Origin of the sequence: Clostridium minihomine, assembly GCF_900240385.1 — a bacterium.
GTDB classification, from domain to species: domain Bacteria; phylum Bacillota; class Clostridia; order Oscillospirales; family Acutalibacteraceae; genus Faecalispora; species Faecalispora minihomine.
Genome location: NZ_OEQH01000002.1, coordinates 102,547 through 125,409, shown reverse-complemented (window position 1 = coordinate 125,409; position 22,863 = coordinate 102,547). Strand labels below are relative to the sequence as shown.

The window sequence follows — 22,863 nt, the reverse complement described above, 5'->3', positions numbered from 1 at the left end:
GATAAGGAATGAAAAAGATGCGGGATTTGCTTGTGAACTTTAAAAACATTGTGCTACACATCATCAAACCATTTATTCCAAAGCAAACCGGGAAACGCCAAAGAATCTGGAGCAAACAGCTGGCTTTTCGGATGCCGGCACAGGTTCTTTTGCTCATTGTAATAATAATGGCTGCGGTAATCGCGGTGCTGAATATGAATTTGTCGGCAATCATGGTGAACAGCACCAAAAAGAATGTGGAATATCTCGCAGAACGCAACGCGAATTTGGTTTCGGGTTATCTGGATGCCATGCAGATTCGTTCCAGCTCGTTAGCACTTTCCATGTCTAAGCTGGAACAGCTGCATTTGACAAAAGAGCAGCTGCGCCCGCTTTTAAACGATATGCTCACCGGAATTTTACTGGATGACCGGATTTTTTCCGTCTATGTTGCATGGGAACCCAACAGCTATTTTGAAAAAACACCGTATGGTCTGTCTTCATATGCCTTTCGCAGTGACAGCAATTTGCTGATGACGGTTAAAAATGATTATGATCAATACGGTGAGCAGGAATATTACGCGGTGGCAAAGAAAACCCAAAAACCTTATATTACCGAGCCTTATACGGTGGAGCTGTCCAATGGGAAACAGGCATGGATCATCAGCATCAGTAATCCGATTCTGGATGATTCCGGCCGGTTTGTGGGGGTAGCTAACTGCGATGTTTTGGTAGACACCATCAATCAAATCCCTTTTGATAGGGGGGGATATCAAACCGCCTATAGCTATATCTTAACAGGTAAGGGAACCTATATCGGACATTCTGAGAACCCGGAAATCATTGGAACAGAGTATAAACTGCCCGATGAATCGGAAAGCCTGTTGTTTTGGGAAGGAAGTGATGATGCAACAGGCCGGCGTTCTTATCAGATTCATTCGCCGATTGCAATCAGCGGAGTGGAGAATACCCTAACCAGTGCCTTTGTGGTGCAGACCGAAGAAGCTTTGGCCGACGCAAGACACATCACATTTCTTGTTTTGGCAGTGGCCTTTTTGGGGATTGTAATTTTAGGAGTTAGCATCGTATTCCTTTTGAAAAAAGCCTTGTCCCCAATGGGCGATGTTATGGCACTGGCAGAAGAAATGAAAAACGGGAATCTGAACATTGGGTTTGAACAAAAAACACAAGATGAATTTGGGGAGTTGTCCGAAACATTTCGGCAAACCAGCTTGGTGATTCACACCTATGTGGATGAAATTTCACGGATACTGGCGCAGATGGGCAGTGGAGACCTGCGGGTGCAGATTGAAAATGAATACGCAGGGGATTTTGCCCCAATTCAGACTGCGTTGTTAAATATTTCAGATTCTCTGAACCGGGCCTTCTGCCGAATCGGAGCCTCTGCCGGTCAGGTCAGTGAGGGGGCATTTCAAATGTCCGGTGCTTCCCAGTTACTGGCTGACGGGGTAACGCAGCAGGCACAGGCCATTGAGCAGCTTTCTGCCGCGGTGGAACAGGTAGCACAACAGTCCAGCGAAAACGCGGGCAGTGTAAAAATTGCATCTGGCTATGTGGCGGAAACACAGCAAAAAGTGTCCGAGGGAGTGGGGCAAATGCTCTCTTTAACCGATGCTATGAAAGAAATTCAGACTTCATCGGGACAGATTTCTCACATTACCCGGATGATTGAGGATATTGCTTTTCAGACAAATATCTTGGCATTAAACGCCGCCGTGGAAGCGGCCCATGCCGGACAAGCAGGCCGGGGGTTTGCAGTGGTGGCCAATGAGGTGCGCGATTTGGCTGAAAAGTCTGCGCAGGCGGCTAAAGAAACGGAAGAACTGATTCGAAAATCATCGGCACAAGTCCAGCGGGGAGCCGCCTTAGCAGGAGAAACCAACGAAATTTTGCACGCCATTTCTCATCAAGCGAGCCAAATGGATGAAATGATGGAAAAAATAGATACTGCGGCCTCGGATCAGGCGCAGGCAATTTTTCAAATTACACAGGGATTAACTTCGGTGTCTTCTGTGGTGCAGAACAATGCAGCTGCCGCCGAAAAAAGTTCGGCAGTCAGCGAAACTTTGTCGGAACAAGCCACCGGACTTTACCGGGAAATCGGCCGGTTCCGGCTGCGTGCGGAACAAGCCAATTTGATGGAACCGCCAACAGAGGAAATGCGGGAATGGTCGGAAGAGGAATCGCTTTCACAGCCATTGCTTCAGAAAGCTTTCAGGCAGCAGGACGTTTCTCCGAAAGAAAATATTTCGGAATTGGTATCCAAAAGGATAGAGAGCGAAGTTTCCGGCAGACAAATGGCTCTTTCCTCAGAAAATCCGTTTACAGAATTTGCAGAAGAAATTCTTTTTGAAAGAACACAGGAAGAATTTTTAGAAGATGAGATATTGCCAAGAGAAAATACAGAAACAGAAGTTGAAACTGTTAAAAAGATAGAAAGATAAGAAAAGGCAAAAATTCAGGAGGTTTTACGGTGTGAAGCTGTCAAGGGAGAAACCGCTAAAGGCGCTTTCAGAAAAAGAAAGAACAGGTATTCCCCAAAAACAAAGCGTACGGCAGATCCGGAGCGGATCTGCCGTACGCTTTGCTGCTATATTTTAATAATCCTTACATCGCGCTCTTTCGAGTAGGCATAGCGCATCATAAAAAAAGTACCACCCTTTTCCCGTCCATCATATACCGCAATGACCCGCTGGGATACAGAGATCATAAACCGATTGCGGTTAAAAAAACAGGTGCGGTCAAAATTTTCACCATGAATTCCAATCATACAGCACTTATAAAGCAACTGCTGAAACAGTTCGTTTGTGGTGTTTAGTCTGCCGCGGTAAGGGATGGCTGCCTCTAACGTAAGATTTGCATTTTTGGTGCTTAAATCTGCCACAATAGAAGCAAAAAGCAAATCTACCCCTTCTGAAAATCCGGAAATAAAATGGGTATAGCCGTCTTCGACTGCCCGCAATATTTCTTTTTTTAGTTCAGACTTTACATAATCCCTTTTTTCGGGTGCGATAAATCGGTGGCCCGTCACACAGCAGGCCTTGGCTGGATGCTCGGTATTCATACACATCTCTCCTGGGACATTTTAAAATTTCATTCTTTTAGAATGTGATTTCTATCCTTGTACTTAGGCGGTGTTTGCTCTTTGCTGGGCATACCATAATCCGACTGATTTTTGTACCGGGATTTTGTCGAACCAGAGAAAAATTTGCAACAGTGGAACAGCAGCAAAAACAGGGCCGGTGCTTGTGTTCTGTTTTCGGTAAAAAACAGTCTGCCTCAAGCATTTGTTGGTTTTTCTTTTAAAATAAGACAAAACCGGCCGAATGATTTCTGCCAATACACCCTTTTATTTTCGATTCCCCGTTGAGATACATCAACCAATTCCTTATAATAAGCTATAATAAAACATTTAATTCCTAATGTCAATCATAATAGCGAAACTGATTCCCCGTAATAAAACAATATAAAACTTATAATACTACATGAAAGCGGGTGATCAGAAAATGTACGACAATTTTTTCAGCGAGCGTTTGGCTGATCTAAGAATGAAAAAAGGCGTTTCGGCTCGAGATATGAGCTTATCAATTGGACAAAGCGAAAATTATATCAACAAAATCGAGTTGAAAAAAGCGTTCCCATCCATGACTGTCTTTTTTTATATTTGCGAATACCTGGGGATTTCTCCCAAAGATTTTTTTGATGTAGAAAACGAATATCCGGGGCAAATTGCCGAGCTGATCCAAAATTTAAAAAAATTAGATGAGCAGTCGCTGGTGCATATATCGGCGATTGTAAAGGGCCTGATCGGAAAAAGCAATTGATGACGTATTAAAAAAATACACCTTGCCAATGCGGCACGGTGTATTTTATTGATATTTTTCACAAGATTCTTTTTAAATGCGGAAATCCTGGCTTTGCTGAATTGGGGAGACCCCTTCATTTGTAAAGCCCAATGAAAAGGGAAGAATCCTGTGTTCGTCAGGCTCAAAGGGAGAATCGGGGGATTGCTGATTTTTTACCAGCATGCGCGAAGGATACGTATTGGTATCATCCTTTGGAACAATTTGAATTTTACGAAGAACAAAGGAGCCCAAAAGAAGAAGGAAGATCAGCACTAGCAGGAACGTTCCGCAGGAACCCAGACAGCATCCGTTTTTCTTCTGCATGGCTTTTGTTTCTCCCTTCGGGCACAGGATGATGGAATGGCCTATCAGACCGTTTTAGTGTGGCCTGAATTTTCCAAATCATACAATGGTGATGTCTGTGGAAGAATCCGCTAAAAAAGCGGAAAGAATTTGAACGTGTCTTTGCTCGTCCAAAATAATTCGGCCGAGCAGGCGCTGAATGTGATCATCGTTAATTTGGCGGATCAGCAGCTTGTAATGAGAAATTTCTTCTAATTCTCTGCGAATATCGGATTCCAAAATAGCACCCAAGCTGTACTCATAGTTGGGAAATGATCCGCTCCAATAATGGTTTGTGACGCGAGACTGCAAAAGTGGCTGGCTGCCCAAGTCGTGAATCAGTTTGCCCAAAAGCTGCAAATGAATCTGCTCTACTTGGGCTATTTTTTGATAAGTCTGGTATATTTTCGGATATTCTTCCAAATAATAGCTGTGTACCAAATACTGATTCACGGCTGTCATTTCGGAACCTCGCCCGGCATAAGCGTCTGAAAGCAAAATGGCAAAGCGACGGTTGGGTTCTATTCCCTTTATTTCCGGATACGGAAGATTGGCCTGATAAGGGGCAAGCGGCGCCCGGTAGGGGGTGTCTGGCATAAAGATTTCATTCCCTTCTTCTGGTTCGGTTTGCCTGCTATCATGGTATGAAAAAGACTTTTAATTAGCGAATTTCCCACGAACAGGATTCCATCAAAATGGGTGTGATTTGCCAGAAAAACCGGGATGAAGCGGTGAAAGAAAAGAGAACAAATCAGTTTGACAAAACGCAAACGCCATGCTATACTGAACTTGCATTCTAAATTCTAAATGTACGAAAATGAGCTCACATCTTGATGTAAGTCATTGTCCGTTTAATGATTTATGCAAGGTGGGGGCTTTTCTTTTTTACAGTTTTGGATACACAATTTACTAAGGAGGTGCTTTTCATGGAGAAAGGTACAGTCAAATGGTTTAATGCAGAAAAAGGTTATGGTTTTATTGCCAACGACAACGGCGGCGAAGATGTATTCGTTCATTTTTCCGCTATTATCGGTCAGGGATATAAATCATTGGCCGAAGGCCAGAAGGTCACTTTTGAGGTAGAAACAGATGCCCGCAACGGCAAGCTGAAGGCTGCCAATGTTGAGATTGCTCAATAAGTTTTGCTAAGGTAAAAAGGCCGTCCCAAATGGGACGGCCTTTTTTTGGTTTTGCTTTTATAAATGAGGGAATGATTTTCGAAAGCATAAGAAGTGAAACGTACTAGCTCACCACGTTTGCTGGTCTCTAAAAATAACTCTGGCTAGTGCTTGAAGCAAACAGCTGAAAATAAGTTTCGTTTGAAAGAGGTGACAATACCATGACCCAAAAACAAAGAATTGAATATTTAGCTGTGACACTTTCTGTTTTTATATCTGCCTTCTTAATTTATGCTTTTTTAGGCAATATGCAATCATTCGGTAATGAAGACAAAATACAATCTTTTTTATTGTACGGGTTGTTAGGCGGATATGGGTTTAGTTCTATATTGAGTGGGATTATTTTGTTTGTACGATTTATTTCAAAAAAATCACTAATCTTTAAAATCATGGCGTCGGTCTTCTGGCCAATTTCTTTGGCTGGTTTATTCTATATTGGTGTTTTAGGATATATCCCTTATCAAATTTATAATGTTGTAAAAATCATTCAGAAGAAACCTTCCCCTTTTCAGTAAGTCATGAGCAAGAGCGTTACAAATGCTTCTGAATTCTAAAGCTGAATTTATTTTCAGTAATAGTCACGCTTTCATGCGACAGAACCAAAATGAAAATAGTGTGGATTCCTTTTCCTCCTTTGACTGCACTGTTACCGATTAAAGGTTTCGGATTGTGGTTATGCTAAAGAACAGGAGTGATCAGGGATGAGTAAACGAGTCACCATATTTTTTGCTATTTTTATGTGCTGTATGTTTTTGATGCTGATGAACCTGTATTCCATCTCTACGGGAAATCAGCTGGCAGAAACTGCTGACCGACAAAGCAGTTATCATCTTTCGGTGGCCACCACCAGAGGGACAATTTACGATACCAACTTAACCCCCCTGACGGGAACAGAAAAAGAATATGTGGCTGCGGTGATTCCCACGCCGGAATCCGTTTCTGCTTTGGCAGACGTTCTTCCCCGAAAAAGAATGGAGGAAGTGTACACCCTGCTGACCAAAGGGAACCCTTTTTTGCTAAAGGTTCCCCAGTCTGTTTCTGCGGAAGGAATTCGTACTTTTGAAACGGAAAAACGCTATGCCCAGACAGAGCAGCCGGCTGCCAATGTCATTGGCTATCTGGATGGCAGCGGCACAGGGGTCGCGGGAATTGAAAAAGCATATCAGGATTTTTTGTCTCAAGATCAAGGTGAAATCACCGTGAGCTATCGGGTGGACGCAGTTAACCGGGTTTTGCCCGGTGAAGAAACCGAAGTAATTGACACGTATCAAAAACGAAACAGCGGTGTGGTGCTGACGCTGGACAAAGACATTCAGGCTTTGGCAGAACAGGCAGCAGAAAAGCACCTGAAAAAAGGCGCCGTAGTGGTGACGGAAGTGCCCAGCGGGCAAATCCGAGCCATGGTCAGCGTGCCGGACTTTTCCCCCAATGATTTGCAGGCGGCGCTGGATGACCCGGATTCCCCCATGCTGAACCGGGCGATTTCTGCTTATAGTTTGGGGTCGGTATTTAAATTGGTTTCGGCTGCCACCGCGCTGGAAAACGGCGTTTCGCCGGATACGGTTTTTGAATGTACCGGCGGGATTAATATCGGCGGCGGCGTGTACCACTGTTTTAATGGAAAGGTGCACGGAAAGCTGGATATGCAAGGGGCAATTGTTCAGTCCTGTAATACCTATTTTGTCCGGCTGATGCAGCAGGTTCCCAATGAAGATTTTTTAAGAATGTCCAAGTCGCTTGGGTTTGGGCAGACCATACCGCTGGCACCGGGGTATGGATCTTCTTCCGGGGCACTGCCAGAACCAAAAGAACTTTTGACGCCCCGTGCTTTGGCCAACTTTTCTTTTGGGCAGGGAAGACTGACGGCGACCCCCGTTCAGGTGGCCGGGCTGATGAATGCGATAGCGGCAAAAGGGGAGTATGTGGCCCCCAGTTTGGTGCAGGGGCTGGTGGATGAAAACCGGGAATATGTGGACACTGCCAGAGAGCCGACTCCGGTTCGGGTGATGTCACAAACCACAGCGGCGCTGCTGCGCCAGTTTATGGGGGCAGCGGTGGAAGAAGGAACCGGAAAAAAAGGCAGACCTCTTTCCGGCGGGGCCGGAGCCAAAACAGGAACCGCTCAGACCGGGCAGTTTGTGGATGGAAGAGAAGTGGTGCAAGGCTGGTATGCTGGTTTTTATCCGCTGAATAACCCCCGCTATTCGATTGTAGTTCTATCAGAGGATGCCAATGGAGCCAGCGACGGTGCGCCTGTGTTTCAAGAAATCGCCAACGGACTGCTGCCAAAAATCAATTGACAATGGCCTGGCTTTGGGAGTATAATTTGAATGATTTAATAGAACAAAGGCGATTATGGGAAAGAAGTTGTTTTTGCGTTCCAAAACAGAGAGAAGGTTCCGGCAGAAAGCTGCCGATTTGGGCTGAAAGACCTTTCGGAACAGCGGGCAGCGTGCCCCTCCCTCAGCCGCTGGATGAAGAATCCGGCCGTTCCCCGCGTTAAGGGATTTAAGTGGCGCTTTTTGCGCAATTTGGGTGGTACCACGGACTTCCTCCGTCCCATATCGGGCGGCGGAGGTCTGTTTTTTTGCGGACATCCATTTGCTTTTGCGCCGACTATTTCAGACAGGAGAGTACAATCATGCAGTGGACGGGATTAAATGAAATTCGGGAGAAATATCTGTCCTTTTTTGAATCCAAAGGGCATATGCGGCTGAAAAGCTTTTCTCTGGTGCCCGATGGCGACAACAGCCTTTTGCTAATCAATTCCGGTATGGCTCCCATGAAAAAGTACTTTACAGGCGAAGTGACTCCTCCGAAAAAGAGGGTGACAACCTGTCAGAAGTGCATCCGCACTCCGGATATTGAAAGTGTGGGCATAACGGCGCGTCACGGAACGTATTTTGAAATGCTGGGCAATTTCTCTTTTGGGGATTACTTTAAAAGAGAAGCTACGGCTTGGGCTTGGGAGTTCTGCACCAAAGTGATGGGGCTGCCGGAAGATCGCGTGTGGATCACCATTTATCAGGACGACGACGAGGCCTATGAAATTTGGACAAAAGAAGTGGGCATTTCACCGGATCGTATGGTTCGGCTCGGCAAAAAAGACAATTTCTGGGAGCATGGCACCGGCCCCTGCGGCCCTTGCTCAGAGCTGCACTTTGACCGGGGAGAGCAGTATGGTTGTGGAGCCCCGGATTGCGGCCCCGGCTGTGAATGCGACCGTTATATGGAGTTCTGGAATTTGGTGTTTACCCAGTTTGACAGCGATGGGAAAGGCAACTACACGCCTTTAGAGCATCCCAACATCGACACCGGCATGGGGCTGGAACGTCTGGCCTGCGTGATGCAGGGGGTAGATAATCTGTTTTTGGTGGATACCGTTCAGAATATCATGAAGCACATCAGCCGGATTGCAGGCGTTACCTATGGGGAGGAGCCCAAAAGGGATGTGTCTTTGCGGGTGATTACCGATCATATCCGCAGCACCACCTTTATGATTGGCGACGGAGTTATGCCGTCTAACGAAGGGCGGGGCTATGTGCTGCGCCGTTTGCTGCGCCGCGCTGCACGCCATGGCAAGCTGTTGGGCATCAACAAGCCTTTCCTGTCCGAAGTGGCACAAACAGTGATTGCTGAAAACCGGGATGCTTATCCGGAACTGGAAGAAAAACGCGACATGATTGTAAAGCTGATTCATGTGGAAGAAGAAAGCTTTGCCCGCACCATTGATCAGGGGCTTCAGCTGCTTGGCAGCCTGATGAAAGAGATGAATGGCAAGGTGTTTTCTGGTGAGGATGCGTTCCGCCTGAATGATACCTATGGTTTCCCGTTGGATTTAACCAAGGAAATCGTAGCAGAGCAAGGCATGACCGTTGATGAGGAAGACTTTCGCCGCTTGATGAAAGAGCAGAAAGAGCGTGCCCGTGCCGCCCGCAAGAATGCAGGGGCAGATGCCTGGGCCGGCGGCTCTGATGTTTTGGATGACGTAGCTGCCACAGAATTTGTGGGGTACGATTCCATTTCGTCTTCCGCCACGGTGCTGGCTGTTTTAAAAGACGGCGAGCGGGTGGATGCTGCCGAAGCGGGCGACGAAATCACTTTGGTGCTTGACCGTACTCCTTTTTACGCGGAAAGCGGCGGTCAGGTGGGGGATACCGGCTTTGTAACAGCAGGGGATTCTCAGCTGCTGGTAAAAGATACCACCAAGAATCACAGCGGCATTTATCTGCATCAGGGCAAGGTGACGGCCGGAAGAATTTCTGAAGGCGATATTGTTACAGCTCAGGTGGCGGAAGAACGCCGCCGGGCCATCATGCGCAATCACACGGCGGCGCATTTGCTTCAGGCGGCTTTGCGCCAGGTGCTGGGTTCTCATGTGGAGCAGGCAGGCCAGCTGGTCAGTGATGCTCATGTGCGCTTTGACTTTACCCACTTTTCTGCAATGACACCGGAAGAACTCCATAAAACCGAAGAACTGGTCAATCAGGTGATTTTAGAGGGCGTTTCTGTGGAATGCCGCGAAATGTCGCTGGAAGAAGCCAGAAAAATTGGAGCGATGGCGTTGTTCGGCGAAAAATATGGGGATGTGGTTCGCGTGGTCAGCGCCGGGGAATTCTCTCGGGAACTGTGCGGCGGAACCCATATTGACAACACCGCAAAATTGGGATTATTCAAAATTGTTTCTGAAAGCTCTGTGGCAGCCGGTGTGCGCCGCATTGAGGGCGTGACGGGCGCAGGCGTGCTGGCCATGCTGAACCGTCAGATGGATCTGGTGCAGGAAGCGGCAGCCGGCCTCAAGCTGAACAATCCGGCAGATCTGGCTCAGCGTGCCAAGCAAGTGAGTGCAGAGCTGAAAGAAAAGGATAGAGAGATCGAAAGTCTGAATGGCAAGCTGGCTTCGGTGCGAATCAACAGCTTGTTGGATGAGGCAAAGCCGGTGGGCGGCGTTCGTTTGATGACGGCGGTATTGCCCGGAACATCAGCAGACGCATTGCGCGCCATGTGTGACCAGATTAAAAGCCGGTCGGCCAATGTGGTCGCGGTGCTGGCGGGTGTGACCGATGGCAAGGCAACCATTGCGGCAACAGCTGGGGCCGAAGCGGTGAAGTTGGGGGCCCATGCAGGCAAACTGGTGGGGCAGGTAGCCAAAATAGCCGGCGGTAACGGCGGCGGAAAGCCGGACTTGGCTATGGCCGGGGCAAAAGAACCCGGCAAGCTGGAAGAGGCTTTGACAGCGGCAGAAGGAATCCTTTCAGAAATGCTGAAATAACAGTCATTATAAGGAAAGATTCTATTAGATACAGGGCGATTTGAAAAGAGCCTGTTTTGGTTCTGCACGGCAGTGGCTTTAGCGGATTCGAATGCCCCATTTCACAGTAGTTCTGATAAGCTTTTTCATTTGCTTTGCAAAACCCAAAGACAGTTTTCTGAAACGCCCCAATGACATCACAAAGAAAAGGGAGGGATTTTCAATGGATGATTGTATATTCTGCAAAATTGCACACGGTGAAATCCCCAGCAAAAAAGTCTATGAAGATGACAAAATTCTGGCTTTTTATGATCTGGATCCCAAAGCTCCCGTGCATGTGCTGATCATTCCCAAAGAGCATATTTCTTCCGCTTGGGACATTACGGAAGAAAACAGCGATATCGTGGCATATATTTTCCAGAAGGCTCCTCAGCTGGCCAAAGAGCTTGCGCTGGAAGGCGGGTTCCGCTTGGTCAATAACTGTGGGGACAATGGTGGTCAAACCGTAAAGCATCTGCATTTTCACATGCTGGGCGGCCGGTTTATGGCTTGGCCTCCGGGCTGATGCAATTTTTTTCATTTATTTCATAAGAGGCAATCGAAAACAAAAGAATCCATCTGTTTTTCTGCGGGGAAATGTTTCGCACCAATTGTGCTGGAAATACATATTGTATTTCTGGGTTTTCCTTCTGCTTCTCCCTTTGCAGAGAAACAGATGTGGATTGTCGTTTTCAAAAAATGCCCAAAAGAAAGGTCTGTAACGAATCATGGCAGAAGTATATAAAATGACGATAGCCGGTTTGGAGCGCGAGCTCCCCATTTGCCCCATTGATGAACATTTGGATATTGCTGGCTTCGTTATGTTCGGTGATGTTGAGATCACAGAGCGCGCCGCGGAAGAACTGCTCAGGCGCTGCCCGGAGCACGACGTGGTGATTACGGCAGAAACCAAAGGAATTCCGCTGTGCTATGAAATGGCACGCCGGGGCTGCCGCCGCTATGTGGTGGCCAGAAAGAGCATTAAGGCATACATGCGCAACTGCATCCATGTCGAGGTAAAATCCATTACCACCGATCATGTGCAGAATTTATATCTTTCCGAAGATGATTACAAAGGGCTGGCCGGCAAGCGAATTCTGATTGTGGATGACGTAATCAGCACCGGGGAATCTTTGGCGGCCATTGAAAAGCTGGTCAATGAATTCGGCGGCAATGTGGTAGGCCGCGCCTGTGTTCTGGCAGAAGGCGATGCTGCAAAGCGTAACGACATCATCTTTTTAGAGCCGCTTCCTTTGTTTCACAAATAATCACAATTCGAAAAAGCGATCCCTGAAATAAATCTGGGGAGGGTTTTTCATGCGTCCGTTCGCGCTTATTGGTTTCAGCTATTTGCTGGCACTGACAGCTGCGGTTTATTTTGGCGCAGCGGGTGCCTTAACGCTGGGCTGTGCCTGTGGGCTGGCCTTTTGCGTTTTGGTGTATGTGCGAAAAACCCAACACCATCGTACCGTCCAGGCGGCCTTGTTAACGGCGGCAGTGGCGTTCGGTTCCTTTTATTTTCATGCGCAGACGATTGTTCTGCCTGCGCAGCAGATGGACGGAAAGGACGCCGTGCTGACGGGTACGGTCTGCGAGCTGCCCGTCAGCGCCTATGGACGGTTTTATTATGTCATAAAGGTGGACAACATTTCGGGAACCGACGTTCCCTATGTGGACAAGGTTCGGCTTTCCACACAAAATGCGCTGAATGTGGATATTTACGGAAAAGTAGAGGGAAAAGCCCATTTTTATACTCCACAAGGCGGGGAAGGCTTTGATTCCCCTTCTTACTATGCGTCGAAGGGGATTACCCTTTTTGCCTATTTGTTTGAGTATGAGCCGGTTGAAACCGGGCCGCCTCAAGAGAAACCCCTTTACTATCATGCTCTTACCATCCGCAGGGCGATGATTGGTGCAATGTACCGAATGCTGCCCAGTCAGCAGGCGGGGCTGGCGGCGGGAGTTTTGCTGGGGGATACCTCTGGAATCGGCTGGCAGGTAAAATCGGATTTTCAGACAGTGGGGGTTACCCATATTCTGTCGGTTTCGGGCTTGCATATGACCACCATGGCTCAGTTCTTTTTGCTGCTGTTAAGCCTATTACGGGTTCGCCGCAAATCGGCAGCCGTGGTTACGATGGCTGGGGTATTGGGATTCATGGCGGTAACGGGATTTGTGCCCAGTGTGATGCGAAGCGGTATTATGAGCCTGATTTATTTGTTGGGAACTGTGGTGAGCCGCCGGGCGGATTCGATGAATTCCCTTGGCTTGGCAGCGGTGCTGATTGGTGCATCGAATCCCTATGCAGCGGCAGATTTGGGGCTGCTTTTGTCTTTTTCCGCCACTTTAGGTATGATTTTATGTTCTGGGCCCATGAGCCGCCGTCTTTGCGTTCTTTACCAGAAAGTATCTCGGGGGCGCATTTTGCTGGATGGCGTGAACTCTGTTATTTGTACCACCGTATCTGCCACACTGTTTACTTTACCGATTATCATTTTATCGTTTGGAACGGTTTCCCTTATCAGCCCGGTGTCGAATATCCTTCAGATATTCCCCTCAACCCTTCTGATGGAGTTTGCTGCTGTGGCAGCGGTTCTGTATTTACTGGGTGCTTCGTTTTTGGCAATGCCCGTGGCCTTTATGACGGGGATTTTGGCCAATTACATGATGGGCTGCGCTCGCCTGTTGGCGCAACTCTCTTATGCCAGCGTGTCGGCTTCTTTTGGGTTTATCCGGTTGTGGCTGGCCGCTGTTCTGCTGTTGGGGGCATTGCTTTTGCGAAAACCATCTTCCCCCAAAGTCAAACAAACCGCCGGGCTTTTGTCGCTGATTCTGCTTCTTGGCGGGATTTTTTCTTACCAGATTTCGATGAATCCGGTTACCCGGGTGGCGGTTTTGCAGGCGGGCGACGGCATTTCTGTGGTTTTGACTCACCGGGGGAAGGGTGCAGTTGTCGGCTGCGGCGGGTTTTCTTCTTCTGCTGCGCGCAGTTACCTGCAAGGGCAGGGGGTGCGGCAGCTGGACTATTTGCAGATGACCGGCGACACCAAAGAGGAATACCTGTTAGCGTCGGAACTGGTGCAGTATTTTGAACCAAACCATCTGTTGGTATGGGAAGACGGCGCAGGCAGCGAATTTTTGGAGAAAGAGCTGTCTCGGGTAAAGCAGGTGCATTCTTATCGCGCAAAATCAGAAGTTGCTTTGTGGGAACAGGTGAAAATCTGCCAATACTCAGATGGACAGCAAAGCTATACGGGAATTTTAGTGAACGGGGTACGCTTTTTGTTGGCATCTTCCGGATGCCGGGCGGACAGGCTGCCGACAGAATGGCAGCAGACGGATTTTTTGATAGCCGATGATCTGCCCCGCAACATGGGGGCACTGTCCCCTTTTGTTACCGTTCTTTCCATGTCGGAGGAATCTGCCCAAGCCAATTTGGAAAAGCTGGATGCCATCGGTTTGGTATCCGTATCCACGGGCAATGCAGGCAATTTGTTAGTTGATACCCGGCCGGGTGGAAAAATTCAGTTAAGGAGGAAGGTTTGATGCCGGAACTTACAGAAGTCCAGTGGAAAAAAGCCGCAGAACGGCTGGAGTTAAGTGGATTGTATTTTTTGTACGGAGAAGAAAAGTACCTGATTTCCTCTTATGTGAAAAAGCTGCTGAAAAAGGTGCAGGCACAGCCTTTTGCCGATTTTAATTTGCAGCGGTTTTCCGGGGACGGATTCCAGGTGGATCAGGCGTCGGATGCAGCCGAGGCTTTGCCCATGATGGCGGAAAAGAAGTTTGTGCTCATCAGCGATTTGGATGTGGAAAAGCTGCCTGCCAGAGAATTGAGCAAACTGTATGAACTGGCGGAATCGGTGCCCGAAAGCACGGTTTTGCTGGTGTATCAGCCCACGTTATCCATCAATGTTAAAAAATCCGCCGCTTGGAAAAAATGGCTGGCCTTTGTTAATAAAACCGGTCATGCCATTGAGGTGAAGCAGCGGGATGGGGCAGAGCTGGAAAAACTGCTGTGCGCCTATGCAGAAAAACAGAATTGTTCCCTTTCCCGCAGCGATGCGGCTTATTTGATTACCCAGTGCGGGAAAGAACTGCAAGCTTTGCTTCATGAACTGGACAAGCTTTGTGCCTTTCTGGGAAAAGGAGAAATTACCCGGGCTACTATTGACCGGATCGCAGTGAAGAGTTTAGAAACCACCGTGTTTCTGCTCTCGAAGGCGCTGGTGTCTGCCCAGTATGACAAAGCCTATCGTTTGCTGGATTTATTGTTCCAGCAAAAGGAAGAGCCGGTGGCGGTTTTGGCGGTGCTTTCGTCGGCCTATGTGGATATGTACCGGGTGCGGGCCTGTGTGCAGAGCGGACAAAGCCCGGCCAGTCTAACCGACTATTTCCCTTATAAAGGAAAGGAATTTCGGCTAAAAAATGCCGAGCGGGACATGAAGGGCTTGTCTCTTGAAAAGCTTCGGGAAAGCTTGGGGGTGCTGTTAGAAACCGATATCGGACTAAAAAGCTCCCGTACCGGAGATCGGATTCTAATGGAAAAACTGATTGCCAAATTGCTTTTGATTGCCGAAAAGGAGCGAATTGCTTGATTAAAGTGAAAGAGGCCGTTATCGTAGAAGGAAAATATGATAAAATCAAGCTTTCTTCTATCATAGATGGATTGATTATTGAAACTCACGGGTTCCGAATTTTTAAAGATAAACAGCAGATGGCTTTGATTCGCCGCATGGCAGAAAGCCGGGGACTGCTCATTTTGACCGACAGCGATTCCGCAGGATTCCTGATTCGACATCATCTGATGAGCTCTATTCCCGCAAAGTACATCAAGCACGCCTATATTCCGGATGTTTTAGGCAAGGAACGCCGCAAAGAAAAAAGTTCCAAAGAAGGCAAATTGGGTGTAGAAGGTGTTTCGAAACAGCAGATTTTAGAAGCGCTGGAACGGGCGGGGGTGCTTTGCGAACCGGAACAGCAAGGGGAACCGTTAGAGCCGGTGCGGCAAATTGAAAAATCTGATTTATTCCGCGATGGCCTTACCGGCGGCGAAAACAGCGCCCAGAACCGCAAAATTCTATTGCGGCATTTGGAATTGCCGGAGCATTTGGCCACCAATGGCCTCTTAAAAGTGCTCAACAGTGTGATGAGTTATGAAGAATATTGTAATTTAATTGAAAAACTTTTGAAATAAGCACATTTCCAGTTGACAAGCGTTTTACTCGGATGCTATAATACTACTCGTCGAGTTGAGCGCCTTTGGCTCAATTCCGAATAGAATATTTGCGGCTGTGCTGGAATTGGCAGACAGGCACGTTTGAGGGGCGTGTGTTTTTAACGTATGGGTTCAAGTCCCATTAGCCGCACCAAAGAAAAAAGGTAATATAGATTTATTGGTCTCAACTCCAGTAAATCCGCGCCTTTCGAGGGTTTCTACGATGAAAAGTGGAAGCCCTCATTTTTTTGATTTATAAGCCCGTTGGCTTCACTCCGGCAGAAGTTGAACGCGCAAGCGGATAAAACGACAGAATCGACCCAAAAACAGCAATTAATATGAAAACCGAGTGGTGCCCTTTTTGAACCGGCAGAAATGCCCTTCAAAAAGCGGCGCCCTTTTTTAAAATCTAGTTTTCCCCATTATTATCCGAGGGTTTAGAGATAAAACTACAGCCTTTTTAACATCCAAAATTCAACAAAAGCGAGGGAATCAAAATGAACTAAAAATATATGACAAAGAGCTCTCCCGAAGCGGACGAACTGTGCACAGGGTGGCGCACATTACCCGTATCCTTGAGCCGGACTTATATAGGAGAACATGCTTTGCCTTGTTCTATGAGAATATCCTGCATATGTAACAGACGTGGAATTTCAATGTGTGTAGCTTCATTATGCATGAATAGCTCAAAAAATTATGCACGTCTGCTTATTAGGAAGATTTAAGCATTTAAGTTTTTTCACGTAGCGACGCAGGCCGTTATGCGTTCAATATCCTTCTTCTTTTAGTGTCCGATATGTCAAGTTGTTAATTTCAATCATATGATGTAGTAATTAATGAAAGGATGGGTAACTATCTCTATGGGAAGTATTACTATGCAGCTGACTGCTGAACAATTAGTATCAGCAATACCTTCTAACGAAAATGTATTGTTCGATACAACTTTATATACAACGGGAAATATCAACTATAATTCCAATACCGGCATTATTACAATCACGCGGCCTGGCAGATATATCATTCATTGGTGGTTGTCTACCCAAGCATCTCTTTCTAATGTAGGGGCTTCTTTTGCATTAGTGTCTTCAGACGGTGAGATGCGGATTGCTGCGTCACCCCTAAAAATCAGTGAAGTATATGGATTTGGGATATTTACAGTGGAAAGTGAGCTTAAGCCATTGGAAGTCTCATTAAAAAATATAGCGCCACAGCCTTTTTATTTCAACCAGCAAGCACCCTTACAAGGGTCGTTGCTTGTCACTGAGGATATCGAAATTGCCGAAGAGGCATACGGCTATGTTTATACACCTGTTTCACAATCGGCCCACGTGGCTCAAGCGGGATTCGACGTAGCCTTTTTGAATAACGGTCCCCTTAAAAATATTACTCATATGGTTGAAACGAGTGAAATTAATATCCTGGAGGACGGAGATTATGAGATATATTACACTTTTGTATTAGCAGAACCTGCGGATATTTTTATTTCAATCGCGGTTAATGGTATAGTGGCAGTTTCTACAACGATTCCTTCACTGAATCAGATTGGCGAGCATTCAAATTCTGCAATTTTAACATTAAATGCGGGTGATGTAGTAACCCTGCGTATTGATTAACTCTTTAAACAATTATTAGAACGAGAGGAAATACAGCATGAACTCCAATAAAATTGAAGCGGCGTATAAAAAAACGTCATTATTTATTCCAAACCACGGGCAATATTCTGATGATGTAGCATTTAGCTCTAAAACAAAGGACACTCAGTTTTATTTTACCAAGACACAAATCATTAGCTCTATGCTTTTGAAGAACGTCGATGGAGCGGAGGATAAATCTTTAGGAATCGCTTTATCTTTAGGGTTTGTGAACGCTAATGACAGCCCTTTAATAACTGGTGTTGAACCAAAGGATAGTAAGATCAATTATTTTATTGGCAATGATAAAAGTCGCTGGAAAAGCAATGTCCCCACATATGACGGGATAAAATACAACGGTATTTGGACTGGTATCGATCTAATTATGGAACACAGCGAAAAAGGTATAAAGCTGAATTGGATTGTTGCCTCTGGAGCTAATCCGAAAGATATTCGATTGCATTATGACGGAGCGAACAGCTTATTCGTTAGGAATGACGGGAAGCTTCTAATTACGCACGACCACGGTACTATTGAAGAAGATACTCCTGTCGCCTATCAAGTTATAAACGGTAATCGCATAGATATACCTTGCAGTTATGTCATGCACGGTGAGTATGAATATGGCTTTTTGTTAGAGGCTGATTATAACCAATCTTATGACCTTGTTATCGACCCGCTGTTACCCTATGCTTCTTTACTTGGTGGTGATGGCTATGAAACGGGGCAAGCAATTTCAGTGGATAACATGGGATGTGCTTATGTTACTGGTCGCACAACATCCTCGGATTTTCCCACAACCCCTGGCGCATTCCAAACGACACGGGCTGGTGCTTCGGAGGCGGTATTTGTTACCAAGTTTAGTGAGGATGGAAGCCATCTGATTTACTCCACGTATCTTAGCGGGACAAATGGCAAAGGATATGGAAACGCTATCACAGTTGATAGTGCTGGCTTTGCTTATATTACCGGTACAACGGATGCAACAGATTTTCCTGTAACACCGGGGGCATTTCAACAAGTTGGTGGAGGACTGAACGATGTTTTTGTAACGAAACTCTCACAGGATGGTTCAAGTTTGGTATATTCTACCTATCTTAGCGGGACTGCTGGTGATTACGGCAGTGCTATCGCAGTGGATGAAGGTGGATTTGCATATGTGGGAGGAGAAACAATATCTTCCGATTTTCCTATTACCTCTGGAGCCTTCCAACAGACTAAAAATGCCAATATTGTTGGATTTATAACCAAGCTTTTCACAGATGGATCAGCGTTGGTCTATTCCACCTATCTTAGTGGTAATAGCACAACAAGTGTAGACTCCCTAACAATAGACACACAGGGCTGTGTTTATGCTACGGGCCAAACTCAGTCTACTGATTTTCCGATAACTTCTGGGGCGTTTCAAACCACTAACCAAGGCGAAAATGATATCTTTGTTACTAAGTTTTCAGAAAACGGTTCCAGCCTTGTTTACTCGACGCTTGTAGGAGGAAATGGAAATGACAAAGGTATAAGTATCTGTATTGATGATGAAAGAAATGCCTATGTGACCGGTTACACATTTTCATCTAACTTCCCCGTGACATCTGGCGCAGCGCAAACGGTTAGATTAGGCGACTATGATTCTTATGTGTTTAAATTAAATTCAGACGGCACCAATCTAGTTTATTGCACTTTGTTGGGGGGGAGTGATGGGGAATACGGTCGTGGTCTAGTATTGACTTCTCAGAATAGAATATGTGTAACAGGAGAAACAACATCTACTGATTTTCCCACAACGCCTTGGGTTGGGTCTATGCCCTTTTTAGGTGCCTATATGAGTTTTATTACAATGATATCAGAAGATGGAAGCTCATTTATTGTATCAACTTTAATTGGTGGGGATACTCGCGATGTCGCATATGGAATTGCCAAAGGTGTCGATGATAGCATTTATATTACAGGCACTACAACATCAACCGATTTTCCTGCTACGGAAGGTGCATTTCAAACGAAAAAAATCGGTGGATCGGATGCGTATGTATACCGCACGTTGTTTCCGATGTTTGCAAAAGCCTCTGTTATGATAAAAAAGCTTTGACTATTTACGTTAGTCCTATGGAATTCTCGCTAAGTTTTGTAAAATTATTAGAACTTTACAGCAAAAAAGCCGCAATTAGCGGCTTTTTATAGTTCGATCCACATTCCATATTGGTATTGACGCTTCCTGCCGTTAATCGCTCTATCTGCAAGATTTCATGGCTCATAACATAGACCCTTCCAACATCCATAAACATAGCTGAATATATTTATATCGTCGCGTGACCCTCTCAAAGCTCAAACAGGCACTCTGGCCATTATGCTTTTACCAATATATGCTGTGTAATTTAAATAGGCGTGTTTCATGTCATATGCCTATCAAATTTGCTATGCTGATATCAATATTGCGCGCATCATGGTAGAAACGGCATACATTACTATTGTATTGCGTTCTGTCTCGAAGGTAGCAGCCCATGCACGCATATCATAATCACAGCAACAGGTTAAAGGGTGAGGTGTAGCCAATGGCAGCGACCGAAACAAACTCGATATTAAATAATCGGACACGATTGCCGATACTTTTTATAAAAAATCAAGGGCAGGAAGACGAGCGGGCCTATTTTTCCACACATGTTCAGGGCCGCAAGGGATTTTTTTCTTCAGACAGAATCACATTGGTGGAGTTGGAACAAGTAGGGCTGCCAAGCGCTCCTGATAAAATTCTTGATTGAAGCGAAGAACTGCGAAACGGTGTGTCGCTGGAGCTTTATGGCGGCGCAACCGGTCTGAAAATGAATTGGGTGCTTGAAAATCCAGCCCAGGTATCCTCTATTCAGCTGCGTTGGGCGGGAGCGAACAGCTTGGAGCTGGACAATACAGGAAGTCTTCTGATCCATCACGCGCTCAGCACGCTGACTGATCCCGTCCCATTCACGTATCAGGAAATAGATGCGGAAAAGGTGCGCCTACCGATAAATGGCGCGCTTGATGTTGGATTTGAACTCAGTGGTGCATATAATCCCCAACTATCCCTTGTGATTGGCCCCGTCCTGCAATTCACAACGTATCTGGAGGGGCAGCACCGAGAGCTTGGGAAACGACGTTGCTGTAAATTCGCAGGGATGTGCCTATGTGACGGGGTATACCGGCTTGGTCAACTTCCCGGCCACGCCTGGTGCTTTTCAAACAGCCCTTATTGGATTTGCAGTGGCCTTTACCCGATTTTGTGTTTGCACAGATAAAATCTTTTTTGCAAACATTTAAAAAATGGCTCAATTACTGGATTTATTGAATGTTATGTAGCTAAATATCAACAAAAACTTTGTCGTTTCGATAGGAAAACAAGCAAAAAACAGGGAATTCTGTTGGTTCAAGTCTCTCCAGTTCCACCAAAATTATTAGGCTGAAATAGATGCAAAAGTGTATCTGTTTCAGCCTATTTTTTGTATGTTATACTTCATAATATTTATATAATGGCAAAGAATAATGAAAATGATAATTCAAGATGTTCCATTTTGTACGGTCAACTGGAATGTAATTGTCTTTATATTAGTGGAGGTCAAATTTTTAGATATGGAAAATTATATTGGCAAAAAAATTGCTGCAACTCATATCCCATTGATAATAAATCCTGATTCAGGTTTTTTATTTTTTGATGAAAAAAGTATTGTTTTTACAACTACTTTGGGTGCTTCAACCATTAAAATAGATTATTGCGATATCAGTGAAGTTTTGAAGAAAAGAGCACTATTGGGTATCATTTCTTGTTTTTGGATACTAACACATCATGGGGAAAAATACAAATTCATTGTTTTTAACCGTAAGGCAGTTGTAGAGTTTTTGAAAAGCAAAATAGAAACAAAATATTTCAGACATAGGGGATCACTATTTTTTAAGAAGAAAATAAATATTTTGTAGGCGATTATTAATTACCGCAGTGGATTTTTCATAGAAGAAAAGGAGAAGGGGACAGCCATGGCTGTCCCCTTCTCCTTTTCTTCTATGAAAGTATTTTTAAAAATGATATTCGAGGAAACGTTCTCTATTTCAGTTTCTCATATTCTTGGTCGGTAACCGGCTCCAGCCATTCCACTGGCCCCAGATTCAGGTTGGTGCTGACGGCCAGATGAATCAGCCGGTTGTCTTTGGCCGCGCCGTGCCAGTGTTTGATGCCCGAAGGGATTGTTACCACGTCCCCGGCGTGCAGTTCCTGGGCAGGCCCTCCTTCTTCCTGATACCAGCCCCTGCCGTATGTTACCAACAGAATCTGGCCCCCGGGGTGTTTGTGCCAGTTGTTTCGGCAGCCCGGCTCAAAGGTAACATTAGAAATAGAGCAGTTGTATTCCGTGCCGCCGGGTATCAGGCTGCTAAGATATCCCTCGCCGATAAAATAGGGGCGAAGGGCGTCTGAAAGCTCTGGCCCTCTGGGGAAAATAACTGGATTGCCGCTATCATTCATTTCATTCAGCCCTTTCTATCGAAAATAGATGGAAATTCTGTGAGATTATTTTACGAATCACTGACTTTTAAGGACCCGAATAGTAAAGTCATATTATGGGTCCTTAAAAGTGAGGTGATATATTGAGTCCCAGAACAGGACGGCCAAAAGTAGACAACCCCAAAAACGTTGAAGTAAAAGTGCGTTTTGTAGAAGGCGTTAATCAAAAGCTATTGGATTATTGCCAAAGGCACAATATTACAAGAGCAGAAGCAGTCCGAAGGGCAGTTGATTTACTTTTGTCCGATGAAAAATGAAAAGAAGCGGCGCACTCCCACAAAGAAAAACGCCGCTTCCAACCAACCCGGCAGTTACCCGAAGGGAACCACGGTGTAAATATTTTACCATACACCGCGTTTCCTTTCAAGGTTCTGCCGGGAAACCGACTTTTTAAAAGGGAAAGGAACGTGTCATTATGATTCTTCGGCAGTTAAAACCAGAGAGATATGAACAGCTTTGTCGCCAGCTTGCGGAGTATGCCCACAGGGAGCCGTTTTCGGCCAGCTGCACCGTTTTATTGCAGATTAACGGCGAAGAATACCAACTGAAAGTACAGCCGGAAAGCCGCCGTCGGATTGCGGCTTTGCAGGCGGTTCACCTATGCCGCAGCCAAGAGGGAAGCCGCTATGAGTTGATTGTGGACGGAAGCATGCTGTCGGCTCTTCTGGAAATACTGGTTAAGCAGGGAATTCATCAAAAATAGGCAAAAAACATACTGCAAGTTTAGGTGATAGAGGGCGGAAAATCCCTCTATCTTTTTTCTGTAAAAGAACCAGACCGAACATTGCAATGAAAATTATTTTATTTTTTGTGAATTTGATGAGATACTATGCAAACAAT

The 22,863-nt window shown here is 45.9% G+C and carries 22 protein-coding genes and 1 tRNA gene; 19 read left to right on the top strand and 4 right to left on the bottom strand.

Features of this window, described 5'->3' with window-relative positions; translation table 11 throughout:
* Positions 1-8: 8 nt before the first annotated feature.
* A complete protein-coding gene (locus tag C1A02_RS04320) occupies positions 9-2,444 on the top strand; it encodes a methyl-accepting chemotaxis protein (RefSeq protein WP_243577916.1) in 2,436 nt (811 codons plus the stop codon).
* Positions 2,445-2,590: 146 nt separating this feature from the next.
* Here the strand turns inward: C1A02_RS04320 and C1A02_RS04315 are convergent, their stop codons facing one another.
* Positions 2,591-3,064, bottom strand: coding sequence for an SLOG family protein (locus C1A02_RS04315; protein ID WP_101696998.1), 474 nt, complete (start codon positions 3,062-3,064; stop codon positions 2,591-2,593).
* Between the two features lie 442 nt (positions 3,065-3,506).
* Here C1A02_RS04315 and C1A02_RS04305 point away from each other — a divergent pair, with 442 nt between their 5' ends.
* Positions 3,507-3,824 (top strand): helix-turn-helix domain-containing protein, encoded by a 318-nt coding sequence (locus C1A02_RS04305; RefSeq protein WP_101696996.1) that lies wholly within the window; start codon positions 3,507-3,509, stop codon positions 3,822-3,824.
* A gap of 72 nt (positions 3,825-3,896) precedes the next feature.
* Here C1A02_RS04305 and C1A02_RS04300 read toward each other — a convergent pair whose 3' ends face one another.
* On the bottom strand, positions 3,897-4,169 hold the full coding sequence (locus C1A02_RS04300; RefSeq protein ID WP_101696995.1) for a hypothetical protein: 273 nt from the start codon (positions 4,167-4,169) through the stop codon (positions 3,897-3,899).
* A 78-nt stretch (positions 4,170-4,247) separates the two neighbouring features.
* The gene (locus C1A02_RS04295; protein ID WP_101696994.1) at positions 4,248-4,784 is read right to left on the bottom strand and encodes a ferritin family protein; all 537 of its coding nucleotides are present in this window, start codon (positions 4,782-4,784) and stop codon (positions 4,248-4,250) included.
* Positions 4,785-5,113: 329 nt separating this feature from the next.
* On the opposite strand from C1A02_RS04295, the gene C1A02_RS04290 reads away from it, so the two are divergent.
* The 15 genes from C1A02_RS04290 (at position 5,114) to C1A02_RS04220 (ending at position 21,443) form a co-directional block, all read left to right on the top strand.
* Positions 5,114-5,326, top strand: a complete 213-nt coding sequence (locus tag C1A02_RS04290; RefSeq protein WP_101696993.1) for a cold-shock protein — start codon at positions 5,114-5,116, stop codon at positions 5,324-5,326.
* Positions 5,327-5,526: 200 nt separating this feature from the next.
* Positions 5,527-5,880, top strand: a complete 354-nt coding sequence (locus C1A02_RS04285) for a hypothetical protein (RefSeq protein ID WP_101696992.1) — start codon at positions 5,527-5,529, stop codon at positions 5,878-5,880.
* A 186-nt stretch (positions 5,881-6,066) separates the two neighbouring features.
* Positions 6,067-7,665 carry a peptidoglycan D,D-transpeptidase FtsI family protein gene (locus tag C1A02_RS04280; protein WP_101696991.1) on the top strand — a complete coding sequence of 533 codons (1,599 nt, stop codon included), beginning with the start codon at positions 6,067-6,069 and terminating at the stop codon, positions 7,663-7,665.
* Between the two features lie 341 nt (positions 7,666-8,006).
* Positions 8,007-10,637: an alanine--tRNA ligase gene (gene alaS, locus C1A02_RS04270; protein WP_101696989.1), complete on the top strand. Its 2,631-nt coding sequence runs from the start codon at positions 8,007-8,009 to the stop codon at positions 10,635-10,637.
* A gap of 202 nt (positions 10,638-10,839) precedes the next feature.
* Positions 10,840-11,181, top strand: coding sequence for a histidine triad nucleotide-binding protein (locus C1A02_RS04265; RefSeq protein WP_101696988.1), 342 nt, complete (start codon positions 10,840-10,842; stop codon positions 11,179-11,181).
* Between the two features lie 202 nt (positions 11,182-11,383).
* Entirely contained in the window at positions 11,384-11,923 is a 540-nt protein-coding gene (locus C1A02_RS04260; RefSeq protein WP_101696987.1) for a phosphoribosyltransferase family protein, read from the top strand.
* A gap of 49 nt (positions 11,924-11,972) precedes the next feature.
* On the top strand, positions 11,973-14,201 hold the full coding sequence (locus tag C1A02_RS04255; protein ID WP_101696986.1) for a ComEC/Rec2 family competence protein: 2,229 nt from the start codon (positions 11,973-11,975) through the stop codon (positions 14,199-14,201).
* Positions 14,201-15,253 carry a DNA polymerase III subunit delta gene (gene holA / locus C1A02_RS04250; protein ID WP_101696985.1) on the top strand — a complete coding sequence of 351 codons (1,053 nt, stop codon included), beginning with the start codon at positions 14,201-14,203 and terminating at the stop codon, positions 15,251-15,253. The genes C1A02_RS04255 and holA overlap by 1 nt, the downstream gene beginning before the upstream one ends.
* Complete coding sequence (locus C1A02_RS04245) at positions 15,250-15,852, top strand: ribonuclease M5 (protein WP_101696984.1); 603 nt, start codon at positions 15,250-15,252, stop codon at positions 15,850-15,852. The genes holA and C1A02_RS04245 overlap by 4 nt, the downstream gene beginning before the upstream one ends.
* 91 nt (positions 15,853-15,943) lie before the next feature.
* Positions 15,944-16,027, top strand: a tRNA-Leu gene (locus C1A02_RS04240).
* 721 nt (positions 16,028-16,748) lie between these two features.
* Entirely contained in the window at positions 16,749-17,486 is a 738-nt protein-coding gene (locus tag C1A02_RS04235) for a BclA C-terminal domain-containing protein (RefSeq protein WP_101696983.1), read from the top strand.
* A gap of 37 nt (positions 17,487-17,523) precedes the next feature.
* The gene (locus tag C1A02_RS04230; protein WP_101696982.1) at positions 17,524-19,587 is read left to right on the top strand and encodes a DUF7948 domain-containing protein; all 2,064 of its coding nucleotides are present in this window, start codon (positions 17,524-17,526) and stop codon (positions 19,585-19,587) included.
* Between the two features lie 463 nt (positions 19,588-20,050).
* A complete protein-coding gene (locus C1A02_RS04225) occupies positions 20,051-20,257 on the top strand; it encodes a hypothetical protein (RefSeq protein ID WP_101696981.1) in 207 nt (68 codons plus the stop codon).
* 9 nt (positions 20,258-20,266) lie between these two features.
* Positions 20,267-20,767, top strand: coding sequence for a DUF7948 domain-containing protein (locus C1A02_RS13310; protein WP_442338925.1), 501 nt, complete (start codon positions 20,267-20,269; stop codon positions 20,765-20,767).
* A 250-nt stretch (positions 20,768-21,017) separates the two neighbouring features.
* A complete protein-coding gene (locus C1A02_RS04220; RefSeq protein WP_101696980.1) occupies positions 21,018-21,443 on the top strand; it encodes a hypothetical protein in 426 nt (141 codons plus the stop codon).
* Between the two features lie 124 nt (positions 21,444-21,567).
* Here the strand turns inward: C1A02_RS04220 and C1A02_RS04215 are convergent, their stop codons facing one another.
* Positions 21,568-21,984 carry a cupin domain-containing protein gene (locus C1A02_RS04215; protein WP_101696979.1) on the bottom strand — a complete coding sequence of 139 codons (417 nt, stop codon included), beginning with the start codon at positions 21,982-21,984 and terminating at the stop codon, positions 21,568-21,570.
* 122 nt (positions 21,985-22,106) lie between these two features.
* Between C1A02_RS04215 and C1A02_RS04210 the strand changes: the two genes are divergently transcribed.
* Both C1A02_RS04210 and C1A02_RS04205 read left to right on the top strand, forming a co-directional pair.
* A complete protein-coding gene (locus C1A02_RS04210) occupies positions 22,107-22,280 on the top strand; it encodes a CopG family transcriptional regulator (RefSeq protein ID WP_101696978.1) in 174 nt (57 codons plus the stop codon).
* Between the two features lie 158 nt (positions 22,281-22,438).
* Positions 22,439-22,726, top strand: a complete 288-nt coding sequence (locus C1A02_RS04205) for a hypothetical protein (protein ID WP_101696977.1) — start codon at positions 22,439-22,441, stop codon at positions 22,724-22,726.
* The last annotated feature ends 137 nt before the right edge of the window (positions 22,727-22,863 follow it).

Coding starts and splice junctions, on each gene's coding strand:
- C1A02_RS04295 (WP_101696994.1), bottom strand. CDS start 4,784: ATGCCAGACACCCCCTACCGGGCGCCGCTTGCCCCTTATCAGGCCAAT.
- alaS (WP_101696989.1), top strand. CDS start 8,007: ATGCAGTGGACGGGATTAAATGAAATTCGGGAGAAATATCTGTCCTTT.
- C1A02_RS04280 (WP_101696991.1), top strand. CDS start 6,067: ATGAGTAAACGAGTCACCATATTTTTTGCTATTTTTATGTGCTGTATG.
- C1A02_RS04225 (WP_101696981.1), top strand. CDS start 20,051: ATGGCAGCGACCGAAACAAACTCGATATTAAATAATCGGACACGATTG.
- C1A02_RS04290 (WP_101696993.1), top strand. CDS start 5,114: ATGGAGAAAGGTACAGTCAAATGGTTTAATGCAGAAAAAGGTTATGGT.
- C1A02_RS04285 (WP_101696992.1), top strand. CDS start 5,527: ATGACCCAAAAACAAAGAATTGAATATTTAGCTGTGACACTTTCTGTT.
- C1A02_RS04305 (WP_101696996.1), top strand. CDS start 3,507: ATGTACGACAATTTTTTCAGCGAGCGTTTGGCTGATCTAAGAATGAAA.
- C1A02_RS04265 (WP_101696988.1), top strand. CDS start 10,840: ATGGATGATTGTATATTCTGCAAAATTGCACACGGTGAAATCCCCAGC.
- C1A02_RS04220 (WP_101696980.1), top strand. CDS start 21,018: ATGATAATTCAAGATGTTCCATTTTGTACGGTCAACTGGAATGTAATT.
- C1A02_RS04205 (WP_101696977.1), top strand. CDS start 22,439: ATGATTCTTCGGCAGTTAAAACCAGAGAGATATGAACAGCTTTGTCGC.
- C1A02_RS04215 (WP_101696979.1), bottom strand. CDS start 21,984: ATGAATGATAGCGGCAATCCAGTTATTTTCCCCAGAGGGCCAGAGCTT.
- C1A02_RS04235 (WP_101696983.1), top strand. CDS start 16,749: ATGCAGCTGACTGCTGAACAATTAGTATCAGCAATACCTTCTAACGAA.
- C1A02_RS04300 (WP_101696995.1), bottom strand. CDS start 4,169: ATGCAGAAGAAAAACGGATGCTGTCTGGGTTCCTGCGGAACGTTCCTG.
- C1A02_RS04260 (WP_101696987.1), top strand. CDS start 11,384: ATGGCAGAAGTATATAAAATGACGATAGCCGGTTTGGAGCGCGAGCTC.
- holA (WP_101696985.1), top strand. CDS start 14,201: ATGCCGGAACTTACAGAAGTCCAGTGGAAAAAAGCCGCAGAACGGCTG.
- C1A02_RS04230 (WP_101696982.1), top strand. CDS start 17,524: ATGAACTCCAATAAAATTGAAGCGGCGTATAAAAAAACGTCATTATTT.
- C1A02_RS04315 (WP_101696998.1), bottom strand. CDS start 3,064: ATGAATACCGAGCATCCAGCCAAGGCCTGCTGTGTGACGGGCCACCGA.
- C1A02_RS04320 (WP_243577916.1), top strand. CDS start 9: ATGAAAAAGATGCGGGATTTGCTTGTGAACTTTAAAAACATTGTGCTA.
- C1A02_RS04255 (WP_101696986.1), top strand. CDS start 11,973: ATGCGTCCGTTCGCGCTTATTGGTTTCAGCTATTTGCTGGCACTGACA.